The following is a 25,335-nucleotide window of genomic DNA, read 5'->3' on the forward strand; positions in this document are numbered from 1 at the left end:
CTGGGGGGTCTTGGGGTGGGTGGGCACGTCCGGGCGGGGGCCGCACAGCCGTCGACCCGGAAGGTAGCAACGCCGCCTTCCCCGGGGACCCCGGAAGGTTACGGACTGACAGGCGGGAGCCCGTCGGCTACCCGTCCCGGGGTGCGGCGGCGTCATCGGGATTTCATCGGTCGTCCCCACCGTGGCCGTGTTCGAACCAAGGCCCGTACCCAGGGGAAGGACGGCTCGATGGCGCGGAGGAGACACGGGGCGAGGCTGCCGCTGGTGGTGGCGGTCGCGGTCGCGGTGATGAGCACGATGGCGGCCACCGGTTCGCCGGCCACGGCGCCGACCGGTGGCGGACGCGGTCCCGACAAGCCGACGATCCGGTACACGGAGTACGGGATCCCGCACATCATCGCCTCGAACTGGGAGGGACTGGGAACGGGCTACGGATACGCGGCGGCCAAGGACAACATCTGCACCCTGGCCGACACCTATCTGATGGTCAACGCCCAGAGGTCCCGCCATCTGGGGCCCGACGGCAGGGCGAGCCCCGGCCAGAACCAGAACGGCACGAGCAACCTCAACAGCGACCTGTACTTCCAGCGGATCAAGGACGACCGGGTGGTGGAGCGCCTGCTCGACCAGCCGGCCCCCGACGGGCCGGAGCCGGAGGTCAGGGAGACCATTCGCGGCTACGTCCAGGGCTACAACAGGTACCTGGCCGAGACGGGCACGAACGGCATCACCGACCCGGCCTGCCGCGGCGCGGCCTGGGTGCGACCGATCACGGAGCTCGACGTCTACCGGCACGCGCACGCCGAGATCATCATGGGCAGCGCCGACCCGCTGCTGGACGGTCAGGTGAACGCCGCTCCCCCGGGGGCGTCGGCGGCAGCCGGGCAGCCGGCCGCCGCGGCCCCGGCCGGACCGCGAACCACCGCCTCGCCCTCGCCCTCGCCCGAGGAAACCGCGGCGAGGATCCGCGACGCCATGGCGGTGAGTCGGGAACAGAGCATGGGCAGCAACGCGCTGGCCGTCGGCTCGCAGGGCGTGTCGGGCGGCACCGGCATGATGCTGGCGAACCCGCACTTCCCGTGGCAGGGCAAGAACCGGATGTGGCAGAGCCACCTGACGATCCCGGGAAAGCTCAACGTCTCCGGGGCGAGCCTGCTCGGACTGCCCGCGGTGAACATCGGGTACAACGACGACGTCGCCTGGAGCCACACCGTCGCCACGGTCGCCCCGTTCGGGCTGTTCGACGTGCAGGTGGATCTGCTCGACCCGACCAAGTACCTGGTCGACGGTGCCTGGGAGCGGATGACCTCGCAGCAGGTCGGTGTCGACGTGCGGAACGCGGACGGATCCGTCGGCAGGGTCACCAGGACCCTGTGGTCCACCCGGTACGGCCCGATCACCACGTCGATGCAGGGGCAGCCGCTGCCTTGGGTGGTCAGCGCGCACGCGGTGCGGGACGTGAACATGAACAACCTGCGGGCGCTCAACACCTGGTTCCGGCTCGACCGGGCCAAGGACGTCAACGAGGTGGTGAGTGCCCTGGAGAGCACGCAGGGCGTCCCGTTCTTCAACACCGTCGCCTCCGACCGAGGGGGCAAGGCCCTCTACGCGGACATCCAGGCGACCCCGAACATCACCGACGAGCACGCCCGGTCGTGCCTCACCCTGACGGGTCAGCTGCTGTTCAACCAGTCGCTGCGGTTGCCCAACGTGCCGCCGATCTCCATATTCGACGGCAAGCGCAGCGCGTGCGACTGGCCCGACGACCCGAACGCGGTGGCGCCCGGGCTGCTGGATCCGCACAAGCAGCCGCGCCTGATCCGGTCCGACTACGTGGGCAATGCCAACGACAGTGCCTGGCTGGCCAATCCCGAGCAGCCGTTGTCCTTCCCCAGGGTGATGGGCGACACCGGGGCGCCCCGATCGCTGCGCACCCAGGAGCTGATCCTGACCGCGCAGAACCGGATCAACGGCACCGACGGCCTGCCGGGCCGGGGCTTCACACCGGAGACCATGGGGCGGCTGCTGTTCGCCGACAACAGCAGGGCCGCCGACCTGGCCCTCAACGCCACCGTCTCGATGTGCCGGAGCCAGCCCTTCGGACTCATCCTGGTGGACGGCAACCTGGTGAACGTGAGCGAGGCGTGTCCGATCCTGGCGGCCTGGACGGACCACGACTACACGTCGAACAGTCGGGGATCCCTGCTGTTCGCGAACTACTGGTACTTCCTGCTGGGCGGGCAGGGAGTGGAGAAACTGCCGTGGCGGGTCCCCTTCGATCCCAAGGACCCGGTGCACACGCCCAACTCGCTCGATTCGGGTCACTCCTCGGTCCGTGACGCGTTCGGCCGGGCCGTCTTCGCGATGCGCAAGGCGGGCATCGCCCTGAACGCCCCGCTGTCGGACGTCCAGAAGGTCACCCGCGGCGGGGAGCAGATCCCGATCCACGGCTCGATCGGGCAACTCGGCGTGCTCAACGTGATCACTCCGGGCCAGGTCGACGGAAAGCCGGACGTCGTCTTCGGGTCGAGCTTCGTCCAGATGGTCCGCTTCACTGCCGACGGCCCGCCCCAGGCGTTCTCCGTCCTGGCCTACTCCCAGTCGGCCGACCCCGGCTCCCCGCACCACGCCGATCAGACCAAGTTGTTCTCGGCGGGCGGGTGGGTGACCGAGAGGTTCACCGAGGACCTGATCGCGGCCTCACCCGCGCTGCGGGTGGTGGTCCTGGACTGAGTCCGTCCTCCCGACACGTGTCGCGCACCGCGACGACCGACCTCATGAGGGGAAGCACAGTGAAGAGAGCAACGCACGGGTGGCGCACGGCAGTGGCATGGATGGTCGCCGCCGTGGCCGTCTTCGCGCCGACCGGTTCGGCGCAGGCCTCCGACGGCGCCGCGCCGCCGCCGATGGGCAACGGCTTCGGCCTGACCCAGGTCGCCCCGGCGGCGGGAAGCGCCACCAACTTCCATCTCACCGTGACCACGCCCGAGGTCGCGGGAGAGCAACACATCAAGATCATCCTGCCGAGCGGCTACTACGACGACCCGGGCAGGCGCTACCCGGTGATGTACTTCCTGCACGGCTCGCCCGACGACCCGATCCAACAGAACTATCCGGCCCTGTCCATGTCGGACTCCATGATCACCGTCATCCCGGACGGCGGCGCCCGGGGATGGTACGCCAACTGGCTCAACCAGAGGACCGCGGCGGGCGCGCAGAACTGGGAGAACTTCCACCTCAAGCAGGTGATCCCGTTCATCGACGCGAACCTGCGGACCGTCGCCACGAAGAAGGCCCGGGCGGTCGCGGGCATCTCCATGGGCGGGTTCGGGGCCTTCCACTACGCGCAGGCCCGTCCCGACCTGTTCGGCCAGACCGCGTCCCTGTCCGGGGACATCGACCTGTCGGCCCGCTCCATGGACCTGCGGCTGGCCGTCGTCGCCTCCCTCATCGACGCGACGGGCGCGCTCTGCGGGTCCGCCTCCGGAGCCTGCGACCCCAACGACTCCCCCTACAAGCCGGCCGTGGACAGTGACGCCGCGTTCGGCTCCCCGTACCCGGTGTTCAACGTCGATCGGCGGTGGAACGAGGTCGACCCGTCACAGCACATGGACAGGCTCGCCGGGATCGGGGTCTCCATCTACACGGGCAACGGAGGCGGCTCGCCGCTGCAACCGGAGTTCTGGATCCAGGGCGCGGCCCAGAACGTCAAGGCCCGGATGGACGCCCTGGGCATGCCGTACCACTACGTCAACTACGGGGACGGCTCCTCCTGGGGCGCCCACTGCGACGGCGGCCACAACGCCGGCTGCTGGGAACAGGACCTCCGGGACCTGATCCCCAGGCTTGAACGGGCCTTCGCCTCCTGACCCGAGGCAGACGGGGCCGAACGCCTGCCGTCTTCGGCCCACCGTCGGCCCGCCGCCGTCCCGCCCGCCGCGGGGCGACGGCGGGCGTCCTTCGCTTCCCGCACGCGCTACGTGATCGCGGGGCCGGCGTCGTTCAGCCAGGTCCATCGATCCGACCAGGTGGCGAACCCGGTCTGCCACCGGTGGTACACACCGAGGCGGCCGGCGCCGAAGACCTCGATGCGGCCGTCGGCGTTGCTGCCCGCGCCGATCGCGGTGCCGCCGGTGCCGAAGGTCTCCCACGGCGCGTACGAGGCGTTCGGGCCGGTCTGCCAGGTGTGGCTCGCGGTGGCGCCGTTGATCGCGAAGACCTCGACCCGGCCGTCGACGGACCGCGCCGTGGCCAGTTCGGCGTCGGAGGGTCCGCCGCCGGTGCCCGCCCATGCCGACCACGAGGTCGGGCCGGTCTGCCAGCGGTGGAACACCCCGTCGGGATTCGAGGCGAACACCTCCAGCCTGCCGTCCTGGTTGTGACCGACGGCGAGACCGTGCCCGCCACCCCCGAAGTCCTCCCAGGCGGCCCAGCCACCGTTGACTCCGGACTGGTACAGGTGTCCGAACGTGGAGTCCGACAGCGCGAACACCTCAAGCCGCCCGTCGGGGGCCCGTTCCATGGCGAGCCGCGAGTCGGCCGGCCCGCCGCCGGTGCCCTCCCAGTTCGCCCAACTGCCGCCGGGCCCGGTCTGCCAGCGGTGGAACACGCCGTCGGCGTTCGAGGCGAACACCTCGATGCGGCCGTCGGCGTTGCTGCCGGCCGCCAGACGGTGGCCGCCTGTACCGAAGTTCGCCCACGTGGACCACCCACCGCTGGGCGCGTTCTGCCACATGTGGTCGAAGGTGCTGTCCGACAGCGCGAACAGCTCCAACCGACCGTCCGCGTTGGTGGCCACCGCCAGTTGCGCGTTGCGCGGACCGCCCTCGAACCTCCACGGCGACCAGCTGCCGTTCACCTCGGTCTGCCAGGCGTGGTGAACGCCGTCGGCGCCGGCTGCGAAGACTTCGAGACGCCCGTCGGTGGACTTTCCGGACACCACCCGGCCCGGTGCGTTCGGGTGCTCGGGGCCGCCGCCCATCCCGGACCACAGCGCGTCGGCGATCAGCACCGCGTCGGCGGCCTGCAACCCGTACAGGTGGTTGAGGTCCTCCCGCGGTCGCTGCACCCGCCAACACACCTCGCCGATGGCCTCGTTGTTCCATGATCCGCCCTCGAACTGCTGCTCCATCGCGTCGAGGAAGGCGTTGGTGGCGTGGGCCGGGTTCAGTCGTTGCTCCCGACTGCCCCACCAGTCCTGTTGCTGGAACAGCCCCAGGCTGGTGTGGTCGACGGCCTGGGAGTAGTTGTTCATGCCGGCCTCGACGATGATCGTTGCGATGGCGATCGCCGCAGCTCTCCGGTTGAGCCCCCGCTCCTTCACGGCCTGGGTGACCATCCGCGCGCAGGACACCCTGTAGGCGTCGAGGTGGCCGGCCATCCTCGCGTTCAGCTGCGGGTTGAGCTGCGCGGCCATGACGGCGTCCATGGCCGACGGGCCGGCCGGATCACAGGGCTCGGTCGGAATGCCCAGGCCTCGGGGATCGATGAAGTACCGGGATACGCCGTACCGTTCGTCGCCCGGAGCCGGAGCGGGCCCGGTGCGGGCGAGGGCGACCGAGGCGGTCATCCCGACGACCAACACCCACACGCCGGCCACGAGGGCCAGCCCGGTCAGCACGCGCAATATGCCGCTTCTTGCCATGGAATCCCTTCCCGTCGCGAAATCGAGTCCGCGGAATTCGGTCGGCGGTGACAGTAGGGGGCGACCATGAAATACCGATGGAATCGGGGAGTTTCATCGGAATGTCATCGGCCGGTGCCACCGTCGTGCGGTAACGACCACACGGGAGGAACGAATGCGGGCAAGAAGGATCGGCGCCGCCATGGCCGGACTGCTGCTGACGGCCGGGATTTCGCTGGCGCAGGGGTCCACGGCGCAGGCCGCGACGACGGCTTCCTGCGAGGGCACCTACACGATCGTCGTGGGTGGGACGGGAAGCTCCTGGCACAACGACAACTTCACCGGCAACATCCAACAGCACGTCGGATATCCGACCCAGATCCCCAACGGCGCGAGCGCCCGGGCCGGTGTGAACGAGCTGAACCGGCTGGTCCGTGACCAGCGCGCCGCGTGCCCGAACCAACACGTCAAGATGGGCGGGTACTCCCTGGGCGCCGCGGTGGTGCACATCTGGGTCACCGAGAACTGGCAGACGTTCGGCAATGTCAACGCCGTCCTCGTGTCGGACCCGAAGCGGCAGGGCGGTCCCGGGGCCAATGGCGGCGCCGTGCCCTTCGGTGGTTTCGTGGGCTTTCCCCTCGCGGGGGCCGACCGCTACTTCGGAAATGTGCCGGTCAAGACGATCTGCCACTGGGACTACGTCTGCGACGAATCCGCCGGCATTTGGACGTACCCGGGCAACCACGTGAACAACTACCCCAACGACTTCAACATGGATCACCACAACGACAGCGCCAACGAGCAGTGGTACAACGGCGCCTGGTATCCCGCGTAATCACGGACGGGTCGATCCCGCCGCGGGGGCGAGGCCGAGGCCGGCCTCGTCCCCGCGCAGGATCATCCCGCGGGTCCTGCGCAGCATCGGGCTCGGAGCCACCCCGAGGTCCTCGGCCAGCCGGCGGCGGGCGCCGTCGAAGACGGTCAACGCGTCCGCCTGCCGGCCGTTGCGGTACAGGGCCCGCATCAGCATCGCGGCCAGCGGCTCGTTCAGGGGGTGCGCCACGGCCAGGGCGAACAGTTCGGCGATGGCCTCCGAGTCCTGCCCCAGTCGCAGCTGCCCGTCCAGCTTCCGCTGCACGAGGGCGATCCTGCGCTCGGTGAGTCGCAGCCGCTCCAGTTCGGCGAGCGGCCCGGGCAGGCCGGCCAGCAGCTCCCCGCGGAACATCCCCAGCGCCCGGGAGCACAGGCGGACCGCCTCGGCCGGCTCCCCCGCCCGTTCGGCCGTCCCGATCTCGGCGACGAGTTCCGCGAGGCGTGCCACGTCCAGGTCGACCGCGCCGGGCACCAGCCGGTAGCCGCGCCGGGCGGGCCCGATGACGGAGTCCGGGCCGTCCCCCGCGCGCAGGGCCTTGCGCAACCGGTAGATGTACACCGGCACCACGTTCGCCACGGGCGGCTCCATCCCCCATACGTCATCGAGAAGTTCCTGCTGACTGAGCGGCCGTCCCGCGGACAGCGCCAGCGCCGCCAGTACGGCCTGCTGCCGCAGGTGTCCCAGGTTCAGCGTCCGCCCGTCGCGCGACGCCTCCAGGGGACCGAGCACGGAAATCCGTACGGTCGGCCCGGATGCCCGACCGGCGGTGGTGCGCACCGGCCGGGGGCGCGGGCCGCGCCCGGGTAGGGTCAGCCCGCGGTCGAAGGCGTGGACGATCGCCGCGACCCGGTCGCGCAGACCGAGCTTGGCCATGATCCGCGCGAGGTGTTGGGCCACGGCCTCCTCGGGGATGGCGAGCGCGGCGGCGACCTCGTCGTCCCGCATGCCGCAGCCGACCGCGGAGAGCACCTCGCGCTCCTGGTGCCCGAGCGGGGCCGCGGTCCGGTGGTCGGTGGTGGCCGTCGTCGGCATCGCTGCTCCCCGGATTCCGGACAGGTCGGTCTGGCGGGCGCCGACGACAAGGTAGGGCGGGCGGCCGGCGTCGGGGCATCCGGAACGATCCGGAGTGACACGTGTACGGGGTCGGCGACGGCCATGGATGTGCGACAGCGAAGGCCTTCGCCGCCGGTCCGAAACACGGTCGGTCGGCTGCCGGGCGGCAAATGATTGACGGCATGTCATATCCCGTTCACGACTGGGGACGTTCGGGACGGTGTCCGGACAACTCGGTGCGCACATGACGGTCGATTCCGGGCCATGGTCAACCCTTGACGGTGTGTGGGTGTTGTGCGAATCTCTCGACAGGTCTGGACCAATTCTCCTCATGGGTGAGGGCCTTGGGCCACCGAACACCTCGGGAAACCGGCATGCCCGGCGGCCCCGAACGCTCACGGCCGACGGCCGGTCCCCGGGGGTGGACCGGGCGCCGGACGATGACCGAAACCATCACCGAAGCCGGCTGCCGCAGCCTGCCGTCGGCGTCCCCGGACCCCGACGTGCGGCAACCCGCGCCCCAAGTCGCGTCCGCACGTCACCGTGCCGCTCCTCCGCTCCGCTCCGACGTCCTAAGTGAGCCGCCGATGTCCGAAGCACTCCCACCACCCGACCGCACCCCGGCCTCACCGGCCCAGCAGGGCGTCTGGCTCACCGAACGACTCGGACTGGCCCGCGAGGCGTTCCACATGCCGGTACGGATCTCCTTCGATCGGATCGACCCGGCGGCACTGGTCCGCGCGGTGGCCGCCGTGACCGGGCGCCATCCCGCACTGGCCGCCCGGCTGGTGGAACGCGACGGCCGGATCCATCAGGAACCCGCGGAACGCCGACCCGAATTGGAGCAGCTCGAAGCACCCTCGGACGAGGCCGACCTGGAGAAACGACTGGAGGAGGAGGCCGCCCGCCCGTTCGCCCTGGAGACCGGCCCGCTCAGCCGCTTCACGCTGCTGCGGCGCGCCGACGGCAGCGCCGAACTGCTGGTCACCGCGCACCACTCGGTCTTCGACGGCAACTCCAAGGACGTCCTGACCCGCGACCTCGCGGCCGCTTACGGCTCGGCGCCCCTGCCCTCGATCACGGCACCGGATCCGACGCCCGCCCCGGAGCCGGATCCGGACACCGTTCGGAGGGCCGCCGCGTGGTACGGCCCGCGCTGGGCCGCCGCCACCGAACCGGTCCTGCCCGGCGCCCCCCGCACCTCCACCACCGCCGGGACCGGTGAGGCGATCGAGTGGCGCCTCGACGGCGCCGAGTGGGCCGGGCTGACCGCCGCGGCCACCCGCACCGACACCACCGTCTTCGAGTTCCTGCTGGCGGCCCTGCACGGACTGCTGCGCCGCTACGGCGGCGAAGCCGTCCCGGTGTCCGTTCCGCTCTCCACCCGGACTCCCGAACTCGGCGGGGAGATAGGTCTGTTCGTCAACGAGCTGCCCGTCCACGCCCCCGCGGCCGACGCGTCACGGACCTTCGCCGCCTTCGCCGCCGCAGTCCGGGCCGAGCTGCGGGCCGGCTACGCGTACCGCGGTGTGCCCTTCGGAACCGCCGTCGCCGGCCTGGAACCCCGCGTCGGGCTGACCCCGGTCTCGCTCGGCTACCGTCGGCGCGGCCCGGACCCGGACTTCGCCGGGGCCGGCGCCCGGGTGGCCTGGGCGGTGCACAACCGTACCGCCCGCAACACCCTGCACCTCCAGGTCGTGGAAGGCCCCGACACCCCGAACACCCCGGGCGGCGGCCTGGACCTCAGCCTCCAGTTCGACCCGGCCGTGCTCGCCCCCGACGTCGCCCGCCGGATCGTCGGCCACTACAGGACGCTGCTCGCCGGCGCGGTCTCCGCGCCCGGTACCCCGCTGCTGGACCTGCCGCTGCTGGACGCCGCCGAACTCCGCGCCGTCACCAGCGCGCCGAACGCCACCGCCCGGCCCTATCCGGCCGACCGGACCGTGCTCGATCTGTTCCGAGCCCAGGCCGCCGCCACCCCCGGGGCCATCGCCGTCTCCGCCGGAGGCCGCGACGTCGGCTACGGAGAGCTGCGCTCCCGTGTGGACCAGTTGGCCACCGCCCTACGGGCGGCCGGCGTCCGGCCCGGCGACCTGGTCGCCCTCCACCTGGACCGCACCGCCGACCTGCCCGCCGCGCTGCTCGCCGTCCTGGCCACCGGCGCCGCGTACCTGCCACTGGACCCCGGCTATCCGGCCGAGCGGCTCGCCCTCGTCCTGCGCGACTCCGGAGCCGTTCTGGTGCTCGCCGACCACGAGCCGGCGCCGGCGGTCGCCGCCGCGGCACCCGCGGTCCTACGGCTCCCGGCACCGTCCACGGTCGACCGGGCCGCGGTGGAGGCCGCCCCCGACGCCGCCCCCGGTCCGGACGACGTCGCGTACGTCCTCTACACCTCAGGCTCGACGGGCCGCCCCAAGGGCGTCGCCGTCGGCCACCGGGCGTTGGTCAACCTGCTCACCTCCTTCGCCGACCGGCTCGGCTCCGAACCTCGGCACGCCTGGCTCGGCCTGACCTCGCTCTCGTTCGACATCTCCGCGCTGGAGATCCACCTACCGCTGATCACCGGTGGCCGCCTGGTCCTGGCCCCGGACGGCCTCGCCGTGGACGGCCCCGGGCTGCTCGCGCTGATCGGCGCCGAGGGCGTCACCCATGTCCAGGCCACCCCCTCCGGATGGCGGGTGATGCTCGCGGCGGAGAACGACGCCGACGCGCTCGCCCACGTCATCGGCCTGGCCGGCGGCGAGGCCCTGCCGCTGCCGCTCGCCCGCGAACTGCGCTCGCGGACGGCCCGGTTGTTCAATGTGTACGGACCCACCGAGACCACCATCTGGTCCACCTGCGCGGAGATCCCCGTCGAGCCCCGCCAGGTCGGGATCGGCCGCCCGATCGCCAACACCCGGACCTACGTCGTCGACGAGCGGCTGAACCCGGCCCCGCTCGGCATCCCCGGCGAACTGCTGATCGGTGGGGACGGCGTCGCCCACGGCTACCTCGGCCGACCCGAACTCACCGCCGAACGCTTCGTACCGGACCCCTTCGGCCCGCCCGGCGCCCGGCTCTACCGGACCGGGGACCGTGCCGTCCGAACGTCCGACGGCGAGCTCGACTTCCTCGGCCGGATCGACGACCAGGTCAAGATCCGCGGCCACCGGATCGAACTGGTCGAGATCGAGTCCGCCCTGCTGGAGCACCCGGACCTCGCCCGGGCCGCCGTCGCCGTCCACACCGAGGAGGGCGGTGAGCCGTTCCTGACGGGCTACCTGGTCCCGGCCACCGGCACCCGGGCGCCCGCTCCCGCCGCCCTGCGCGACCACCTGTTGCGCACACTGCCGGCCGCGATGGCACCGCAGCGTTGGCTCACCATGGAGCGCCTGCCCCTCACCCCGAACGGCAAGTTGGACCGGCGTGCCCTGCCGGTACCCCCGCGCGAGGCCCCGACGCCGCGGGCGGCCGACGGGGGCGACGAAACGACCGGCGCGGTCCGCCGGATCTGGGCCGAGGTGCTGGACCTGCCCGATGTCGGCCCCGAGGACGACCTGTTCGACCTCGGCGGGCACTCGTTGACGGTGATCCGGATCGCCGCCCGGATCCGCGAAGCGTTCGGCGTGGAACTGGACTTCGACGTCTTCTTCGACGTCCCGACCCCGGCGGGCATCGCCGCCGCCGTCCGCGAGCGCCACTAGGACCTGTCGTCGAACTCCCGTCTGCCTCGCGGTGTCCGGCCGCCCTCCGGGCGACGACGGGACTTTGACGACAGGCCCCAGGCCCCGTGCCCGGTACACCGGGCGCGGCCCGCTCGGCCGCGCCCGGCCCCGCCACGTCCGCACCCCCGAAGCCCCCCGCCGAACGCCCGAACGCCCGAACAGGAACCCGATGACGGATACCCAGGACCTGCCCACCGACTGGTCCGCAGCCAAGCGTGCCCTGCTCAGCCGACGGCTGCGCGGCGCCACGGCGCCGGCCCGGGTGGTGGAGCCCCGCCCCGCGGGCACCGTACCGCCCCTCTCCAGCGGCCAGGAACGGCTCTGGTTCATGGACCAACTCGCTCCCGGTTCGACGGCCTGGACCCTCGCGCCGGCCCGCCGGTTCCGCGGCCCGTTCGACCGCGCCGCGCTGGACGCCGCGCTGACCGATCTGGTGGCGCGGCACGAGAGCCTGCGGATGACCTTCCGCACCACGGAGGCGGGCACCGCCGAGGTCGGCATCGCCGAGCCCGCGCCGTTCGCCGCCCGGCACCTGGACGTCGGCACGGACCCGGACCCGCAGGCGCGCGCCGCCGCCGAGCTCGGCGCGTTGATCGCCGAACCCTTCGACCTCCGGGTCGGCCCGCTGTTGCGCGTCCTCGTCGTCCGGATCGCCGAGGACGATCACGTCCTCGCCTTCGTCATGCACCACATCATCTGCGACGGCTGGTCGATCGACGTCCTCAACCGCGAGCTCGACGTCCTCCACGCCCACCACGCGCACGGCGCGCACGGTGAACTGCCGGCCCTACCGGTCCAGTTCGGGGACTACGCGTGCTGGCAGCGGGACCGGTTGGAGAACGGTGGGCTCGCCGCCTCGCGCGAGTACTGGCGCACCGAGCTCGACGGCGTCCCCGCCCTGGAGCTGCCCACCGACCGGCCCCGTCCGCCGGTGTTCACCTTCGACGGCGCCGCGGTCGAGTTCCGCTGGAGCGCCGAACTCTCCCGCCGGGTGGGTGAGGTGGCGCGGGCCCACGGCGCCTCCACCTACATGGTGCTGATGGCCGCCTTCCAGGCCGTGCTGGGCCGACACGCGGGCCGGCGCGACTTCGCCGTCGGCTCCGCCGTCGCCGGGCGTCTTCACCGTGAACTCGAAGGCGTCGTCGGCGCGTTCGTCAACATGCTGCCGATCCGCGCCCGACTGTCCGCCGACCTCGACTTCGGTCGGCTGATCAGCCGGGTCCGTGGGACCACGCTCGACGCGTACGCGCACCAGGAGGTGCCGTTCGAGCAGATGGTCCACGATCTCGCGGTGGAACGCGACGTCAGCCGCGCCGCCGTCTTCCAGACCACGTTCGCCTTCCAGAACTACGGCGACCCGGCCTCCACCACCGCCGCCCCCGGCTCCGAGGGCTTCGGTTACGAAGCCACCACCACCCATGCCGACCTCGCCCTGTACATGCGCGAGGAGGCCGACGGCGGCCTCTACGGCCTGTTCACCTACCGCACCGACCTGTTCGACGCGGGCACCGTCGAGCGTCTCGCCGAGCGGTTCCGGTTGCTGACCGCTGCCGGCGTCGCCGACCCCGCGCTGGCGGTCGACCGGCTCCCCCTGCTCGACGGGGCCGAGCGGACGGCCGTGCTGGAGACCTGGGCCGTCGGCCCGCCATTGCCCGAGGACGGTCCCGCCACCCTCACCGCGGCGCTGGCCCGTACCGCGGCCCGGACGCCCGGGGCACCGGCGCTGGTGTTCGAGGACCGCACCATGACGTACGGCGACCTCGACCGACGCGCCAACGCCATGGCCCGGCGGCTGCGGGAACTGGGCGTGGGCGCGGACGACCGGGTGGCCGTCTGCCTGGAGCAGTCCGCCGAGCTGGCCGTCGCCCTGGTCGCCGTCCTCAAGGCGGGCGGGGCCTACCTGCCGCTCGACCCCGAGCAACCGCCCGCCCGGCTCGCCCACCTGGTCGCCGACTCCGGGGCCAAGGTGCTGATCACCGACGGCGTGCTGCGCCCGAGGTTCGGCGACCACCCTGCGATCGACCTGCCGGCCGGCGACGGCACCGGTGCGGGCGAGGGCGACGGAGCGCCGCTGGAGGAGGTCTCCGGCGCCGACCACCTCGCGTACGTGATCTACACCTCGGGCTCCACCGGTGCGCCCAAGGGCGTCGCCGTGCAGCACCGCCAGGTCCTCAACTACCTGGCGGGTGCGGGCGAGCGGCTGCGGATCGAACCCGGCTCGTCGTTCGGGCTGCTGCAGTCGCTCTCCTTCGACTTCAGCATCACCATGCTCTACCTGGCCCTCACGACGGGTGGCCGGGTCCACCTGCTGCCGCGCCGGATCGCGGGCGTGGAACTGGCCGCGGAGATCGAGCGGGCCGGCATCGACTACCTGAAGATGACGCCCTCCCACCTGGCGGCACTGACCGCCGACGTGCCCGTCGAGCAGTTGCTGCCGCGCCGTGCGCTGCTCCTCGGCGGCGAGGCCTCCGGCTGGTCCTGGGCGGCCGGCATCGCCGCGCTGGGCCGCTGCGCGGTGTTCAACCACTACGGTCCGACCGAGGCGACCGTGGGGATCACCGTCCACGAGGTCACCGCCGACGGCGTGGGCGCGCCGGGCAACACCCCCATCGGCCGACCGCTCGCCGGTGGGCGCTGCTACGTGTTGGACGAGGCCCGCAACCCCGTTCCGCCGGGCGTGACCGGGGAGTTGTACGTCGGCGGGGACCGGCTCGCGCGTGGGTACCTCGGACGGCCGGACCTGACCGCGGAACGGTTCCTGCACGATCCGTACGCCGACCCGGACGGTTCGCGGCCGTCCGCGACCGACCCGGGCACCCCGTGGACCGGCGGCCCGCGCATGTACCGCACCGGCGATCTCGCGCGCTGGCGCGCCGACGGTTCGCTGGACTACCTCGGCCGGGTCGACGACCAGATCAAGGTCCGCGGCCACCGGGTCGAGCCCGGCGAGATCGAGGCCGCGCTGACCGCCCTGCCCGGCATCACCCAGGCGGTGGTGCTGACCCGGGGCGAGGGGCTCAGGCAGAACCTCGTCGGCTATCTGGAGCGCCCCGCCGGCGGCGCGCCGCCGACCACCGCCGAACTGCGCGCCGCCCTCGGCGAGGTCCTGCCCGACTACATGGTCCCGGCCCGCTACGTGGTGCTGGAGCGGCTGCCGCTGCTCCCCCACGGCAAGGTCGACCGCAAGGCGCTGCCCGCGCCCGCGGACGGCCCCGCCACCGGCGCCCACGTCGAACCGGAGGACGGGACCGAGCAGGTGATCGCCGCCATGTGGGCGGAGCTCCTGGACCTCCCCCGGGTGGGCGCCCTGGACGACTTCTTCGAGCTCGGTGGCCACTCCCTGCTCGCCACCCAGGTGGTCGCCCGGATGCGCCGGGCCTTCCCCGACCTGGCCTCCCCGGTCGGCGTGATGGACCTCTTCAAGCACCCGACGGTCCGTCGGCTCGCCGCGCTGGTGGCGACCCCCGAGGCCGACCGCGGTCCGCGCCGGCTGCTGCACCTGCTCACCCCCGGGCGCCGCGAGCCGGCCGCCAGCGTCGTCTGCGCCCCGTACGGCGGTGGCAGTGCGCTGATCTACAAACCGCTCGCCGACGCCCTGCCGGCGGACTGGGCCCTGCATTCCATCGCCGTTCCCGGCCACGAGCTGGGCGAGGAGGCGCTGGACATCGACGAGGTCGCCCGGCTGTGCGCCGAGGAGATCGTCGCCCACGTCCCCGGACGGCTGGTGCTCTACGGGCACTGCGGGGTCGGCGTCCGGTTGACCGTGGAGATAGCGCGCCGGGTGGAGGCCGCGGGCCGGGAGATCGACGCCGTCCACCTCGGGGGCATCTTCCCGTTCGCCCGGCCGAAGGGGCGCGGCGCCGCACTGGCCGAGCGCTTCGCCGAGCTGTCCGCCCGGTTGCGCAGCGACCAGGGCATGATCAACGCCTTGGCCGCGGCGGGCCTGGACGTGGACGAGGTCGACGAGGACCAGTTGCGGCTGATCGTGCACAACCGCCGGGTCGGCACCAAGGGCGCCGAGCGCTACTTCGGCGAGCTGTACGAGACAGACGGAGGCCGCATCACGGCCCCGGTGATCGCCGTCTGCGGCGACCGCGACCCGGCGACCGAGTTCTACGAGGAGCGGTTCCGCGAGTGGCACCGCATCACCGGGACCACCGCCGTGGTGGTCCTGGACGAGGCCGGGCACTTCTACCTGAAATACCGCGCGGCGGAGCTGGCCGACATCCTGACCGGGGTGCACCGCTCGATCGCCGCCGGCGAGGAAGCCGTCCACGGGCGTACCGCCGACGCCACCTGGTGGCTGGCCGGCCTGTCCCGCGAAGCCGGGACGGAGGCGGGCGTCGAGCCGGACCCCGGACCGGAGCACGCACGGCCCGAGGGGTCGGAGCGGGCCGGGACACCGGGGAAGGCCCGCACGGGCCGCCGCAGGGGCCCCGTCCGCCCCACGATGGGCCGCTTCCTGGCCGTCGCCACCGGCCAGCAGCTCTCGATGATCGGCTCGGCGCTCACCGAGTTCGCCCTGCCGATCTGGGTGTACCTGCAGACCGGCTCGCTGTTCCAACTCGGCCTGCTCGCCGCCTTCGGCCTGGTGCCCGGCATCGTGGTCGCCCCGTTGGCCGGCGCCATCGTCGACCGCGGCGACCGCCGCAGGGTGATGCTGTGGGGCGATGTCGCGGCCGGGCTGACCCAGGCGGCACTCCTGGTGCTCCACCTCAGCGGCTCGTTGGAGACGTGGCACTGCTACGTGATGATCTCCGTGCTCTCGGCCGCGCTGGCCTTCCAGCGCGTCGCCTGGGGCTCCGCCGTACCGCAGCTGGTGCCCAAGCGGTTCCTGGGCCGTGCCAACGGCGTGGTCCAGATGGCGTTCGGCCTGGCCCAGTTCCTCGTCCCGCTGATCGCGGTCGGCATCCTGCACGTGATCGGGCTCGGCGGCATCCTGGTCTTCGACGTCATCAGCTACGTGATCGCCACCGGGGTCACCCTGGCGGTGCGCTTCCCCGACGCGATGGCCGCCACCCGCCGCGAGAGCGTCGCCGCCGAGATCCGGGCCGGCTTCCGACGGGCCCTCGGCAACCGCCACTTCAGGGCCATGCTGTTCTGGTTCGCCGCCCTGAACGTCTTCCTCTCCCCGCTCTTCCTCCTCGTCACCCCGCTGGTGCTCTCCTTCTCCTCGACCGCGGCGGCCGGCTGGGTATCGACCGCGGCCGGAATGGGCGCCGTCCTCGGCGGCCTCACCCTGCTCGTCTGGGGCGGCCCGCGCAGGATGCGGCTGCGCGGAGTCCTGCTGGCCACGCTCGGCCTCGCCGCCGCCTGCGTCATCACCGGGCTGCGGCCCTCGGTGACGTTGGTCGCCGTCGGTGCGTTCGGAATGACCTACGGGCTGGCGCTGCTCAACGGCATCTACGCGACGGTCGTACAGACCAAGGTGCCGATGCGTTTCCACGGCCGGGTGATCGCGGTGAACACCATGGTCGCCTGGTCCACCCTGCCGATCGGGTTCGCCCTGGTCGCCCCGGTCGGCCCCGAGCTGCTCCAACCGTTGATGGACGAGGGCGGCGCGCTGGCCTCCACGGTCGGCGCGCTGATCGGCACCGGCGACGGGCGCGGCATCGGCCTGCTCTACCTGGTGTTCGGGCTCGCCATGGCCGCACTGGTCCTGATCAGCCTCTGCATTCCCGTCCTGGCCCGCTTCGACCGGGAAGTCCCGGACGCCGAGTCCGACGACCTGATCGGCCTGGAGACCCTGCGGGCCCGTACGAAAAGCGAGATGAACGCATGACGTCCCCCACCACGACCCCGATCCCCGCCCCGACCCCGACCCCGACCGTTTCTGCCGCCGGGACCCCGGTCGCCCGGTATCCGCTGACCGACGAGCAGCGCCGCCTCTGGTTCCTCCAGCAACTGAACCCGCGGGACTCCGGGTTCAACATGTACTTGAACCGCCGCTGGAGCGGCCCGATCGACCCGCGGGCGCTGCGCGCGGCGCTCACCCGGCTCACCGCGCGCCACCACGTGCTGCGCACCCGCTTCGCCCTGGACGGCGAGCAGCCCGTCCAACTCGTCGAGCCCGTGCGGGACGTCGAGCTCACCCTGATCGCGATACCCGACGCCGATGAGGCGTCCTTCACCGCGGCCTGCGCACCCCACGTCAACGCCCCCTTCGACCTGGGCGGACGCCCGCCGCTGCGGGCCGTCCTGGTCAGCGCCGGGGAGCACGAGCACGCCCTGGGCGTGGTGGTCCACCACATCGTCTCCGACGGCTGGTCGTTCACCGTGCTGTGGCGCGAACTGCTCGCGCTGTACCGCGAGGAGATCGGCGAGGGCGCGGCCGAACTGGTCGAGCTGAAGGAGCAGTTCGCGGACTTCGCGCTCGCCGAACGGGCCCGGCTGGACGGCGGCGCCGCAGAGGAGGCGGTCCGGTACTGGAGCGGGCGGCTGGCGGGCGTCGGCGCCCTGCGGATGCCGCTGGACCGTCCCAGGCCGGCCGAACCCACCCACCCGGCCGGCTTCGCCGACCTGGCCCTCGGCCCCGACCTCGTCGCCCGCATCGACTCCTTGGCCCGCGAGCAGCGCTGCACCCCGTTCATGGTGCTGCTCGCCGCCTACCAGTGCGTGTTGTCACGCTGGTGCGGCAGCCACGAATTCGCCGTCGGCACCCCGCTGGCCGGTCGCAACGAGACCGCCCACGAGGCGCTGCTCGGCTACTTCTCCCGCACCGGGGTGATCCGCGCGGACCTCACCGGCGAACCCGACTTCCGCACCGTGCTGCGCCGGGTCCGCTCGGCCACGATGGCCGCGCTGAGCCATCAGGACGTCCCGGTCGAGCGGGTGGCCGCCGAACTGGGGCTGCCGGTACTGCCCGGTGTCGGCCCGCTGTACCAGGCGGTGTTCGTCCACCAGAGCCAGTACGACCCGACCGGCGCCGACGAGCGGGCCGTACTGCCCGCGGGCGTCCGGACGGCGAGCATGGATTCCGGTTTCGACCGGGCCAAGACGGATCTTTTGTTGGACAGTTGGCGCACTCCGGACGGCGGGATGACGTTGTCGTTCTGCTTCGACCGGGAGCTCTTCGAGCGTGCCACGGTCGAGGCCCTGGCGCGCCGGACCGGCGACCTGCTCGCCCGAGCCGTCGTGGACGTGGAGGTCCCGCTGCACGGCGACTGGCTGCTGACGGGCGAGGAGCGGGCCGCGCTGCTGGCCCTCGGCGCCGGGCCCGCCGTCACCGAGGACGCGCACCCGATCCTGCACGGCTTCGCCGCCCAGGTCGCCGCCCGTCCCGACGCACCGGCCGTCGAGTGTGCGGGCGACGTCCGTACCTACGCGGAACTCGACCGGGCTTCCACGGAGTTGGCCCGTCGGCTCGGCCCGGTGGCCGGCCGGGTGGTGGGTGTGCGGATCGAGCCCTCCTTCGCGCTGATCACCGCCCTGTTGGCGATCTGGAAGGCCGGCGCCGGCTACCTGCCGCTCGACCCCGCGCACCCGGTCGAGCGCCGGCGGTTGATGCTCGGCGAGGCGGACGCCGCCCTGCTGCTCACCGGGGGCGAGCGTCCGGACCTGGGCGTCCCGGTGCTGGACGTGGCCGATCCGGACAGGGGGGCCGGGGCCGCCGGCCCCGGCGTCGGGTCCGTGGGCGCGGAGCCCGCGGGGGCCGCGCTGCCGGGGACCGACCCGGGCGGCCTCGCGTACGTGCTGTACACCTCGGGCTCCACCGGCGCGCCCAAGGGCGTCGCCGTCGAGCACGCCGCCCTCGCCGAGCGCGTCCGGTGGATGGCCGGGCCGCAGGGGTACGGACTCCGGCCGGGCGACCGGATCGTCCAGTTCGCCTCGATCGGCTTCGACACCCATGCCGAGGAGATCTGGCCGGCCCTCACCGCGGGCGCCTGCGTCGTCCTGTTGCCCGGCGGCGGCCGGATGCTGCCCGACCTGCTGCGCACCGAGGCCGGGCGGTCCGTCACCGTGCTCGACCTGCCGACCGCGTACTGGCAGGAAATGGTGTCCCTCGGCGCGCGGACCCCGTGGCCGCCGGCGTTGCGTCTGGTGGTCATCGGAGGCTCCGAGGCGCGCGCCGTCACCCTCGCCCAGTGGCGGGAGCGGCACGGCGACGGCGTCCGGCTGGTCAACACCTACGGTCCGACCGAGGCCACCGTCATCGTCACCGCGGGCGAGCTCGGCGCCCCCGGCCGCGGGCCGGCCTCCGAGCAGCGCCCGCCGCTCGGCCGTCCGCTGCCGGGGGTGCGGCTCTACGTCCTGGACGAGCGCGGAGGCCTGCTGCCCGCCGGCTCCGAGGGCGAGCTGTACATCGGCGGCGCCGGCCTCGCGCGCGACTACGCGGCCCGGCCCGAGCTGACCGCGCGGGCCTTCCTCCCGGATCCGTTCGCCGACACCCCGGACGGTCGGATGTACCGCACCGGCGACCGCGCCCGGTGGCGCGCCGACGGGCAGTTGGAGTTCCTCGGTCGCGCCGACGACCAGGTGAAGATCCGCGGATACCGGATCGAGCCCGCCGAGATCGAGGCCGCCCTCACGGCCCATCCGGCCGTCGGCCGGGTGGCCGTGCTGGTCCGCGACGGGCGTCGGCTGATCGCCTACGCCGTCCTGCGACCGGCCGACGGGCAGCGGTCCATGGCCGTGCCGGGGGCGGGCGAGCTGCGCGAGCACCTGGCGCTGCGGCTGCCGGCCTTCATGGTGCCGGAGGCCGTGGTGCTGCTCGACACGCTTCCGCTCACCGCCAACGGCAAGCTGGACACCGCGGCCCTGCCCGATCCGGAGCCGGCGGGGGCCGCCACCGGATACCTGGCGCCCCGCACCGATGCCGAGGCCCTGGTGGTCGACCTCTGGCAGGAGGTGCTCGGCCTGCCGAGGGTCGGCGTGCTGGACGACTTCCTCGCCCTCGGCGGGGATTCGCTGCTGGTCACCCGGGTCGCGGCCCGGATCCGGGCGGGCGTCGGCCTCGACGTGTCGATCCGCGACGTCTTCGAGAGCCCCACACCGGCGGCCCTGGCGGCCCGGATCGAGGCGCTGCTGATCGCGGAGATCGATGCCCTCAGCGAGGAGGAGGCCGCCGACCGGCTGACCTGACCCCGCCCGCTCACCGCCCCGTACCCTCACCACCCGCACCGCATCGGAGAACGCCATCGCCATCACCGTGCCGCCCGCCGCGACGACCGTCCCGGAGCTCCTCGACGCGCGGGCCGTCGAACACCCGGACCACGTCGCGCTGCACGTCATCGGCGGTGGGCAACTCACGTACCGGCGTTGGCGCGAGGAGGCGCTGCGGGTCGCGGTCGCACTGGCCGCGGCCGGGGTCGCGCCGGGCGACCGGGTGGTGCTGCGGTTCTCCAACGCGAGCTGGGAGCGGTACGCCGTCGGTTTCCTCGCCGTCCAGTACGCGGGCGGGGTTCCGGTCCCGGTCCGAGAGGACCTCTCCGAGGCCGATGCCGCCGCCCTGGCCGCGCTGGCCGAGGCCGGCACGGTCCTGCGGGAGGCCGGGCGGCCCGAGGTCCCGGGACCGACGGACCTGCGTCTGGACGTCCTGCTTGCGGCGCACCCGGAGCCGCCGGCCGGCCCGCCGCACAGGGTCGGCCCGGCCGACCCGGCCCAGGTGATCGGCACCTCCGGCACCACCGGTGCGCCCAAGGGCGTGCTCGCCGCGCACGGGAACCTGACCGCCGGCCTGTCCACCCACCCGCGGCGGCGCGCCTACGCCCACTCCCGGCACGCCCTGCACGCCTTCCCCATCGGAACCAACGCGGGCCAGGTGATGCTGTTGGGCGCGCTGACGGCCGCGCCCACCACGCTCAGCCTGCCGCGTTTCGACGCGGACGCGTTCGGCGCGGCGGTCGAGGAGTTCAGGATCGGCACCGCCTTCCTCGTGCCGTCGATGGCGATCGAGCTGGTGAACGCGGGCACCGCCGGGCGCTACGACCTGAGCAGTCTGCGCCTGGTCAACTCCTCCGCCGCCGCACTGCCCGTGCCGGTCGCCGCCGCCCTGGCCGCGGCGCTGCCGGGCGCGACCCTGGTCAACACGTACACCTCCGCGGAGGCCTCGCCCGCGCAGATCTCCACCGTGGTCGACACCCGCCGCCCCGGCTCGTCGGGCCGCCCGACGGACCCCGCCGACCTGAGGATCCTGGACGCGGACGGGCTGCCGCTGCCCGCCGGGCAGGTCGGCGAGGTCTGGCTGCGCCAGCCCGGGCCGCCGCGCGCCTACCTGGGCGCCGCCGGGCGGGGCGAGCGGGTGTTCCGGGACGGCTGGGTACGGATGGGCGATGTCGGACGCCTCGACCCGGACGGCCACCTGTACCTGGTCGACCGGGAGAGCGACGTCATCAAGAGCGGGGCGCTGAAGGTGTCCACGCTGCGCATCGAGGAGGCACTGCACGAACACCCCGCGGTCGCCGACGCCGCCGCGCTCGGCCTGCCGCACCCCGTGATGGGCGCCGTCCCGGTGGCGGTCGTGGTGGCCGGGCCCGGCGGGCTGGACCTCGACGGGCTCCGGCTGTTCCTGAGTACCCGGTTGGGCCGGCCCGAACTCCCGGTCCGGATCCTGCTCGCCGAGGACCTGCCCAGGAACCCGAGCGGGAAGGTGGTCAAACACCTGCTCCGTCCGCTGTTCGACGCGCCCGCGAAGCCCACCGGACCCGCGCTCGCCCCCACCGGCCCGACGGAACTACGGCTTGCCGGGCTCTGGCGGCGGCTGCTGGGCCGGCCGGTCACCGATGTGGCCGCCGAGTTCTTCGCGCTCGGCGGCGACTCCTTCCGGGCGGTCCAGCTCGCCACCGCCATCAGCGAGGAGTTCGGGGTACGCGCCGGCACCGCCATGATCTTCGAGCGGCCCTCGCTGCGCTCCCAGGCGGCCTGGGTGGACCACCCCGACCGGCGGCGGCCCGTGACCGGCGCGGCGCCCGCCGGGACGGGGACCGTGACCCCCTACCTGGCCGCGCTCCGCGCGCAGCCGCACGCCCTCGCCCTCACCTCCCAGCAGGAGAACTTCTTCCGCTGGATGGCCGAGGCTCCCGGCCGTGACGCCGGCGCGGTGACGGCCCTGTTCAGGGTGGCCGACCGGCTGCAACCGGAGACCCTGGGCCGGGCGCTCACCGAGGCGGTCCGCCGCCATCCGGCGCTGCGGACCCGGTTCGAGGCGGTGGGCGGGGGCGTCGTGCGGGCGGTCCTGGACGAGGAACCCCGGGTACGGATCATCCTGACCCGGGCCCCGGGGGCCACGGACGCGGAGGTGGACGCCCTGCTGCTGGCCGAGCGCGACCGGCTCACCGACCTGGCCCGCGACCCGATGGCACGCCTCCTCGTGGTCAGCAGATCGGACACCGACCACGTGGTACTGGTCGCGATGCACCACATGGTCGCCGACGGTTGGTCGGTGGGCGTGCTGCTGGCCGACCTCGGGGTGTTCTACTCCGCGCTGCGGCGGGGCCGCACCGCCCCGCCGGCCCGCTCGGGCCCGGGCTACGCCGAGTTGGTGGACTGGGCGAACGCGCACTGGCCGGCCTCCCGGGCCCACTTCGGGGCCGCGCTCGCCGGAGCGCCGGAGGCCGTCGAGCAGTTCGCGGGCCGACGGGCGGTGGACGAGGTGCTCACCAAGGCGCACGAGTTCGAGGTGCCGGCGCCGTTGGCCGAGGCCCTGCGGGCCCGGGCGGCCGAGCTGGGCGCCACCCCCTTCCTGGCGGTCACCGCGGCCTGGACGGGCCTGCTGGCGCGCCGCGGCGGCCGACCCGACCTGGTGGTGATGACCCCGGTGCCCGGGCGCCCGCGCCCGGACGCCGAGCGGACGGTGGGTTGCTTCGTGCAGTCGTTGTTGCTGCGGGTGGACGCGAGCGGCGGGCCGGGTTTCGCCGAACTGCTGGACCGGCTGAGAGCGGTCCACAGCGAGGCGCTGGACCACCAGCTCCACCCGTTCGCCGAGTTCAGTCCGTCCGTGCCCTTCGCGGCCTGGGTCCGCTACGAGGCCTGGGCCGCGCCCGCCCAACTCCCCGGCCTGGCCTGCGAGCCCTGGGAGTTGCCGCGCGGGAGCACCGTGCCCTGGCCGCTGCCGGGCGGCGACCGGGGGGTGCCCGAGCTGACCGTGGTCGAGCAGCCGGACGGCGGCATGCGCTGCTGGCTGCAGTACAACGCGCTGGCCTTCGACCTCCCGGTGATCGCCGAACTGGCCGGGGAGTTCACCGCCGCGCTGACCGCCGCCTGTGGGTGACGTCGCTCAGGGGGCGAGCTCCCTCGCGTCCAGTGACAGCCGCCAGAAGTTGCGGCGGTGCACCTCGTCGAGGTCGGCCTGGAGCGGTGACGGCGGGACGGTCAGGACGGGGCAGGCAGCGTGGGCGAGGCAGTAGCGCGCCACCGAGGGACGGACGAGGCGGCGCAGCGCGTTGCGGGAGCCGCTGCCCACCACCAGGAGGTCGTCGGGGCCGCGGGCGGTGTCCACGAGGGCCGCGCCGGGCGTGGCCCGCACCGTGAGGCCGGCCAGGGCGACGCCGGGCCTCGTGGCGCCGAAGGCGCCGTCGAGCACCTCGCGCAGCCGTTCCACGGCTCCGGCGCGGCAGTCGGTCAGGGCCGGGACGTCGCAGGCGCCACGGCTCGCGAGTGCGCCTCCGGGAGCCTGCCAGGCCATCACGACCCATAGTTCGGCCTCCCGTACCCGGGCCTCCGCGACGGCCCGGTGCAGTGCGGACAGGCTGCCCGGGGTTCCGCTCACGCCCACCACGATCCTGCGCACGCCCATGGTCCTCTCCTGGTGGTCCGTACGTGTTTCCACGGCTCCATGAAAGGGCGGGGGCGGCGCGTGCGGTGGCCGACTGACGTCGTCCTGACGCGCCTGCCGGAACTCATGACGTGTTCCTGACGGCGCGGGGGCCCCGCTGTCAGTGCGGCGTATGGAGTGGGGCCGTCGCCGTCAAGGTCCCGTCATGGGCTGCCCGCCGGGGCGCGGTCACGGGGATAGCTTCGGTGTCCCGCCCCGGCTGCCTCCCCGCATCCGGGGCCCATCCGTCATCCGTGGTTCCTCCGGGAGGGCCCCATGTGTTTGTTCCAGTACGACGACGACCCCGAGCCCGAGGAACGGGTCCCGGCCGGCCCCCTGTTCGTACCGGCCCGGCCGGGACCCGCCCGGGCGGTGGTCCGCATGTTCCGCACCCCGCTGGGTGCCCGTACCGCCGTCGGTTTCACCACGGCGGAGCGGCTGGCCGCGACCCTCGGACCGGAGCAGCCCTGGATCCGGCTGTCCGAGTCCGCGCTCCGCGCGCTGGCCGGACCCCTCGGGGCGTCGTCGCTGACGGTCGATCCGACCCTGACCGCTCCCGCGGTGGCCCCGGCGACGGGCCCCGGCCCGGTCGGCGCACCGGTCCGACAGGCGCCCGAGACCGCGGCCCGGAACGCCTGAAGGGAATCGCACCATGACGATCGCCGCCCTCCCCGAGGACGGGAGCGGTCGGGTCGTCGGCTCCTCCCTCATCGGGCAGACCTACAACCTTCCGAAGGACGACCCGGGCGACGCCGAGGAGGCAGTGAAGCCGGACCTCAGGTGGTTCCAGCCGCGCCCCTCCAACGGGCTCGGCGCCAACAGCGTGAACACGCGGTACTCCCTGATCCTCTCGGGTGCCACCAACCGGTCCGCCGACAACGGCGCCGTCAACGGTCTCTGCACGGCGGGCGCGGAGGAAGGCACCCTGTGCGCCCAGGTCGTCTCCGCCAGGGACGCCGTGATCGCGGACAACTCCACGGCCTCCCACCCGGTGCGGCCCGGGGACGTGCCGGCCGACGCCGTCACCTCCTCCGGTTCGGGCCTCGACCCGCACATCTCCCCCGCCTACGCCGAGCTCCAGGTCCACCGCGTCGCCGAGCGGAACAAGCTCGACGTCGAGCAGGTCGAGAAGCTCGTCGCCGAGCACTCCCGGGGCCGCACCCTCGGCTTCATGGGCGAACCACGGGTGAACGTCCTCGAACTGAACACCGCGCTCAAGGCCTTCACGCAGGGCTGACATCGACCCGGCCAAGGGTCGCGAGCCGGCCGGGCACGGTGCCTCCGTGTCCGGCCGGCTCGAAAATATGCTCCGCAATTGACAGTTGGGGTC

The 25,335-nt window shown here is 73.3% G+C and carries 12 protein-coding genes; 9 read left to right on the top strand and 3 right to left on the bottom strand.

Annotation, left to right across the window (positions count from 1 at the left end; genetic code table 11):
* Positions 1 to 228 precede the first annotated feature (228 nt).
* Positions 229 to 2,733 (top strand): penicillin acylase family protein, encoded by a 2,505-nt coding sequence (locus tag ACZ58N_RS25010; protein WP_471163875.1) that lies wholly within the window; start codon positions 229 to 231, stop codon positions 2,731 to 2,733.
* A gap of 101 nt (positions 2,734 to 2,834) precedes the next feature.
* Positions 2,835 to 3,869: an alpha/beta hydrolase gene (locus tag ACZ58N_RS25015; protein ID WP_471164019.1), complete on the top strand. Its 1,035-nt coding sequence runs from the start codon at positions 2,835 to 2,837 to the stop codon at positions 3,867 to 3,869.
* A 107-nt stretch (positions 3,870 to 3,976) separates the two neighbouring features.
* Here the strand turns inward: ACZ58N_RS25015 and ACZ58N_RS25020 are convergent, their stop codons facing one another.
* Positions 3,977 to 5,644, bottom strand: coding sequence for a PLL family lectin (locus ACZ58N_RS25020; protein WP_471163878.1), 1,668 nt, complete (start codon positions 5,642 to 5,644; stop codon positions 3,977 to 3,979).
* Between the two features lie 154 nt (positions 5,645 to 5,798).
* On the opposite strand from ACZ58N_RS25020, the gene ACZ58N_RS25025 reads away from it, so the two are divergent.
* Entirely contained in the window at positions 5,799 to 6,458 is a 660-nt protein-coding gene (locus tag ACZ58N_RS25025) for a cutinase family protein (RefSeq protein ID WP_471163880.1), read from the top strand.
* On the opposite strand, the gene ACZ58N_RS25030 is transcribed toward ACZ58N_RS25025, so the two are convergent.
* Entirely contained in the window at positions 6,459 to 7,529 is a 1,071-nt protein-coding gene (locus ACZ58N_RS25030; protein WP_471163883.1) for a BTAD domain-containing putative transcriptional regulator, read from the bottom strand.
* Positions 7,530 to 8,137: 608 nt separating this feature from the next.
* Here ACZ58N_RS25030 and ACZ58N_RS25035 point away from each other — a divergent pair.
* The 4 genes from ACZ58N_RS25035 to ACZ58N_RS25050 all read left to right on the top strand — a co-directional run bounded on the left by ACZ58N_RS25035 (position 8,138) and on the right by ACZ58N_RS25050 (position 23,462).
* On the top strand, positions 8,138 to 11,233 hold the full coding sequence (locus tag ACZ58N_RS25035; protein ID WP_471163885.1) for a non-ribosomal peptide synthetase: 3,096 nt from the start codon (positions 8,138 to 8,140) through the stop codon (positions 11,231 to 11,233).
* Between the two features lie 190 nt (positions 11,234 to 11,423).
* The gene (locus ACZ58N_RS25040; RefSeq protein ID WP_471163888.1) at positions 11,424 to 17,036 is read left to right on the top strand and encodes an amino acid adenylation domain-containing protein; all 5,613 of its coding nucleotides are present in this window, start codon (positions 11,424 to 11,426) and stop codon (positions 17,034 to 17,036) included.
* Entirely contained in the window at positions 17,033 to 20,335 is a 3,303-nt protein-coding gene (locus tag ACZ58N_RS25045) for an amino acid adenylation domain-containing protein (protein WP_471163891.1), read from the top strand. Before ACZ58N_RS25040 ends, ACZ58N_RS25045 begins: the two co-directional genes overlap by 4 nt.
* A 67-nt stretch (positions 20,336 to 20,402) precedes the next feature.
* Positions 20,403 to 23,462: an AMP-binding protein gene (locus ACZ58N_RS25050; RefSeq protein ID WP_471163894.1), complete on the top strand. Its 3,060-nt coding sequence runs from the start codon at positions 20,403 to 20,405 to the stop codon at positions 23,460 to 23,462.
* 6 nt (positions 23,463 to 23,468) lie between these two features.
* On the opposite strand, the gene ACZ58N_RS25055 is transcribed toward ACZ58N_RS25050, so the two are convergent.
* Positions 23,469 to 24,020: a universal stress protein gene (locus ACZ58N_RS25055; protein WP_471163897.1), complete on the bottom strand. Its 552-nt coding sequence runs from the start codon at positions 24,018 to 24,020 to the stop codon at positions 23,469 to 23,471.
* A gap of 261 nt (positions 24,021 to 24,281) precedes the next feature.
* Here ACZ58N_RS25055 and ACZ58N_RS25060 point away from each other — a divergent pair, with 261 nt between their 5' ends.
* A complete protein-coding gene (locus tag ACZ58N_RS25060) occupies positions 24,282 to 24,644 on the top strand; it encodes an SAV_915 family protein (RefSeq protein ID WP_471163899.1) in 363 nt (120 codons plus the stop codon).
* Positions 24,645 to 24,657: 13 nt separating this feature from the next.
* Positions 24,658 to 25,242: a potassium-transporting ATPase subunit C gene (locus ACZ58N_RS25065; protein ID WP_471163901.1), complete on the top strand. Its 585-nt coding sequence runs from the start codon at positions 24,658 to 24,660 to the stop codon at positions 25,240 to 25,242.
* Positions 25,243 to 25,335: the final 93 nt, after the last annotated feature.

The organism is Streptomyces sp. NPDC040432 (assembly GCF_055595445.1).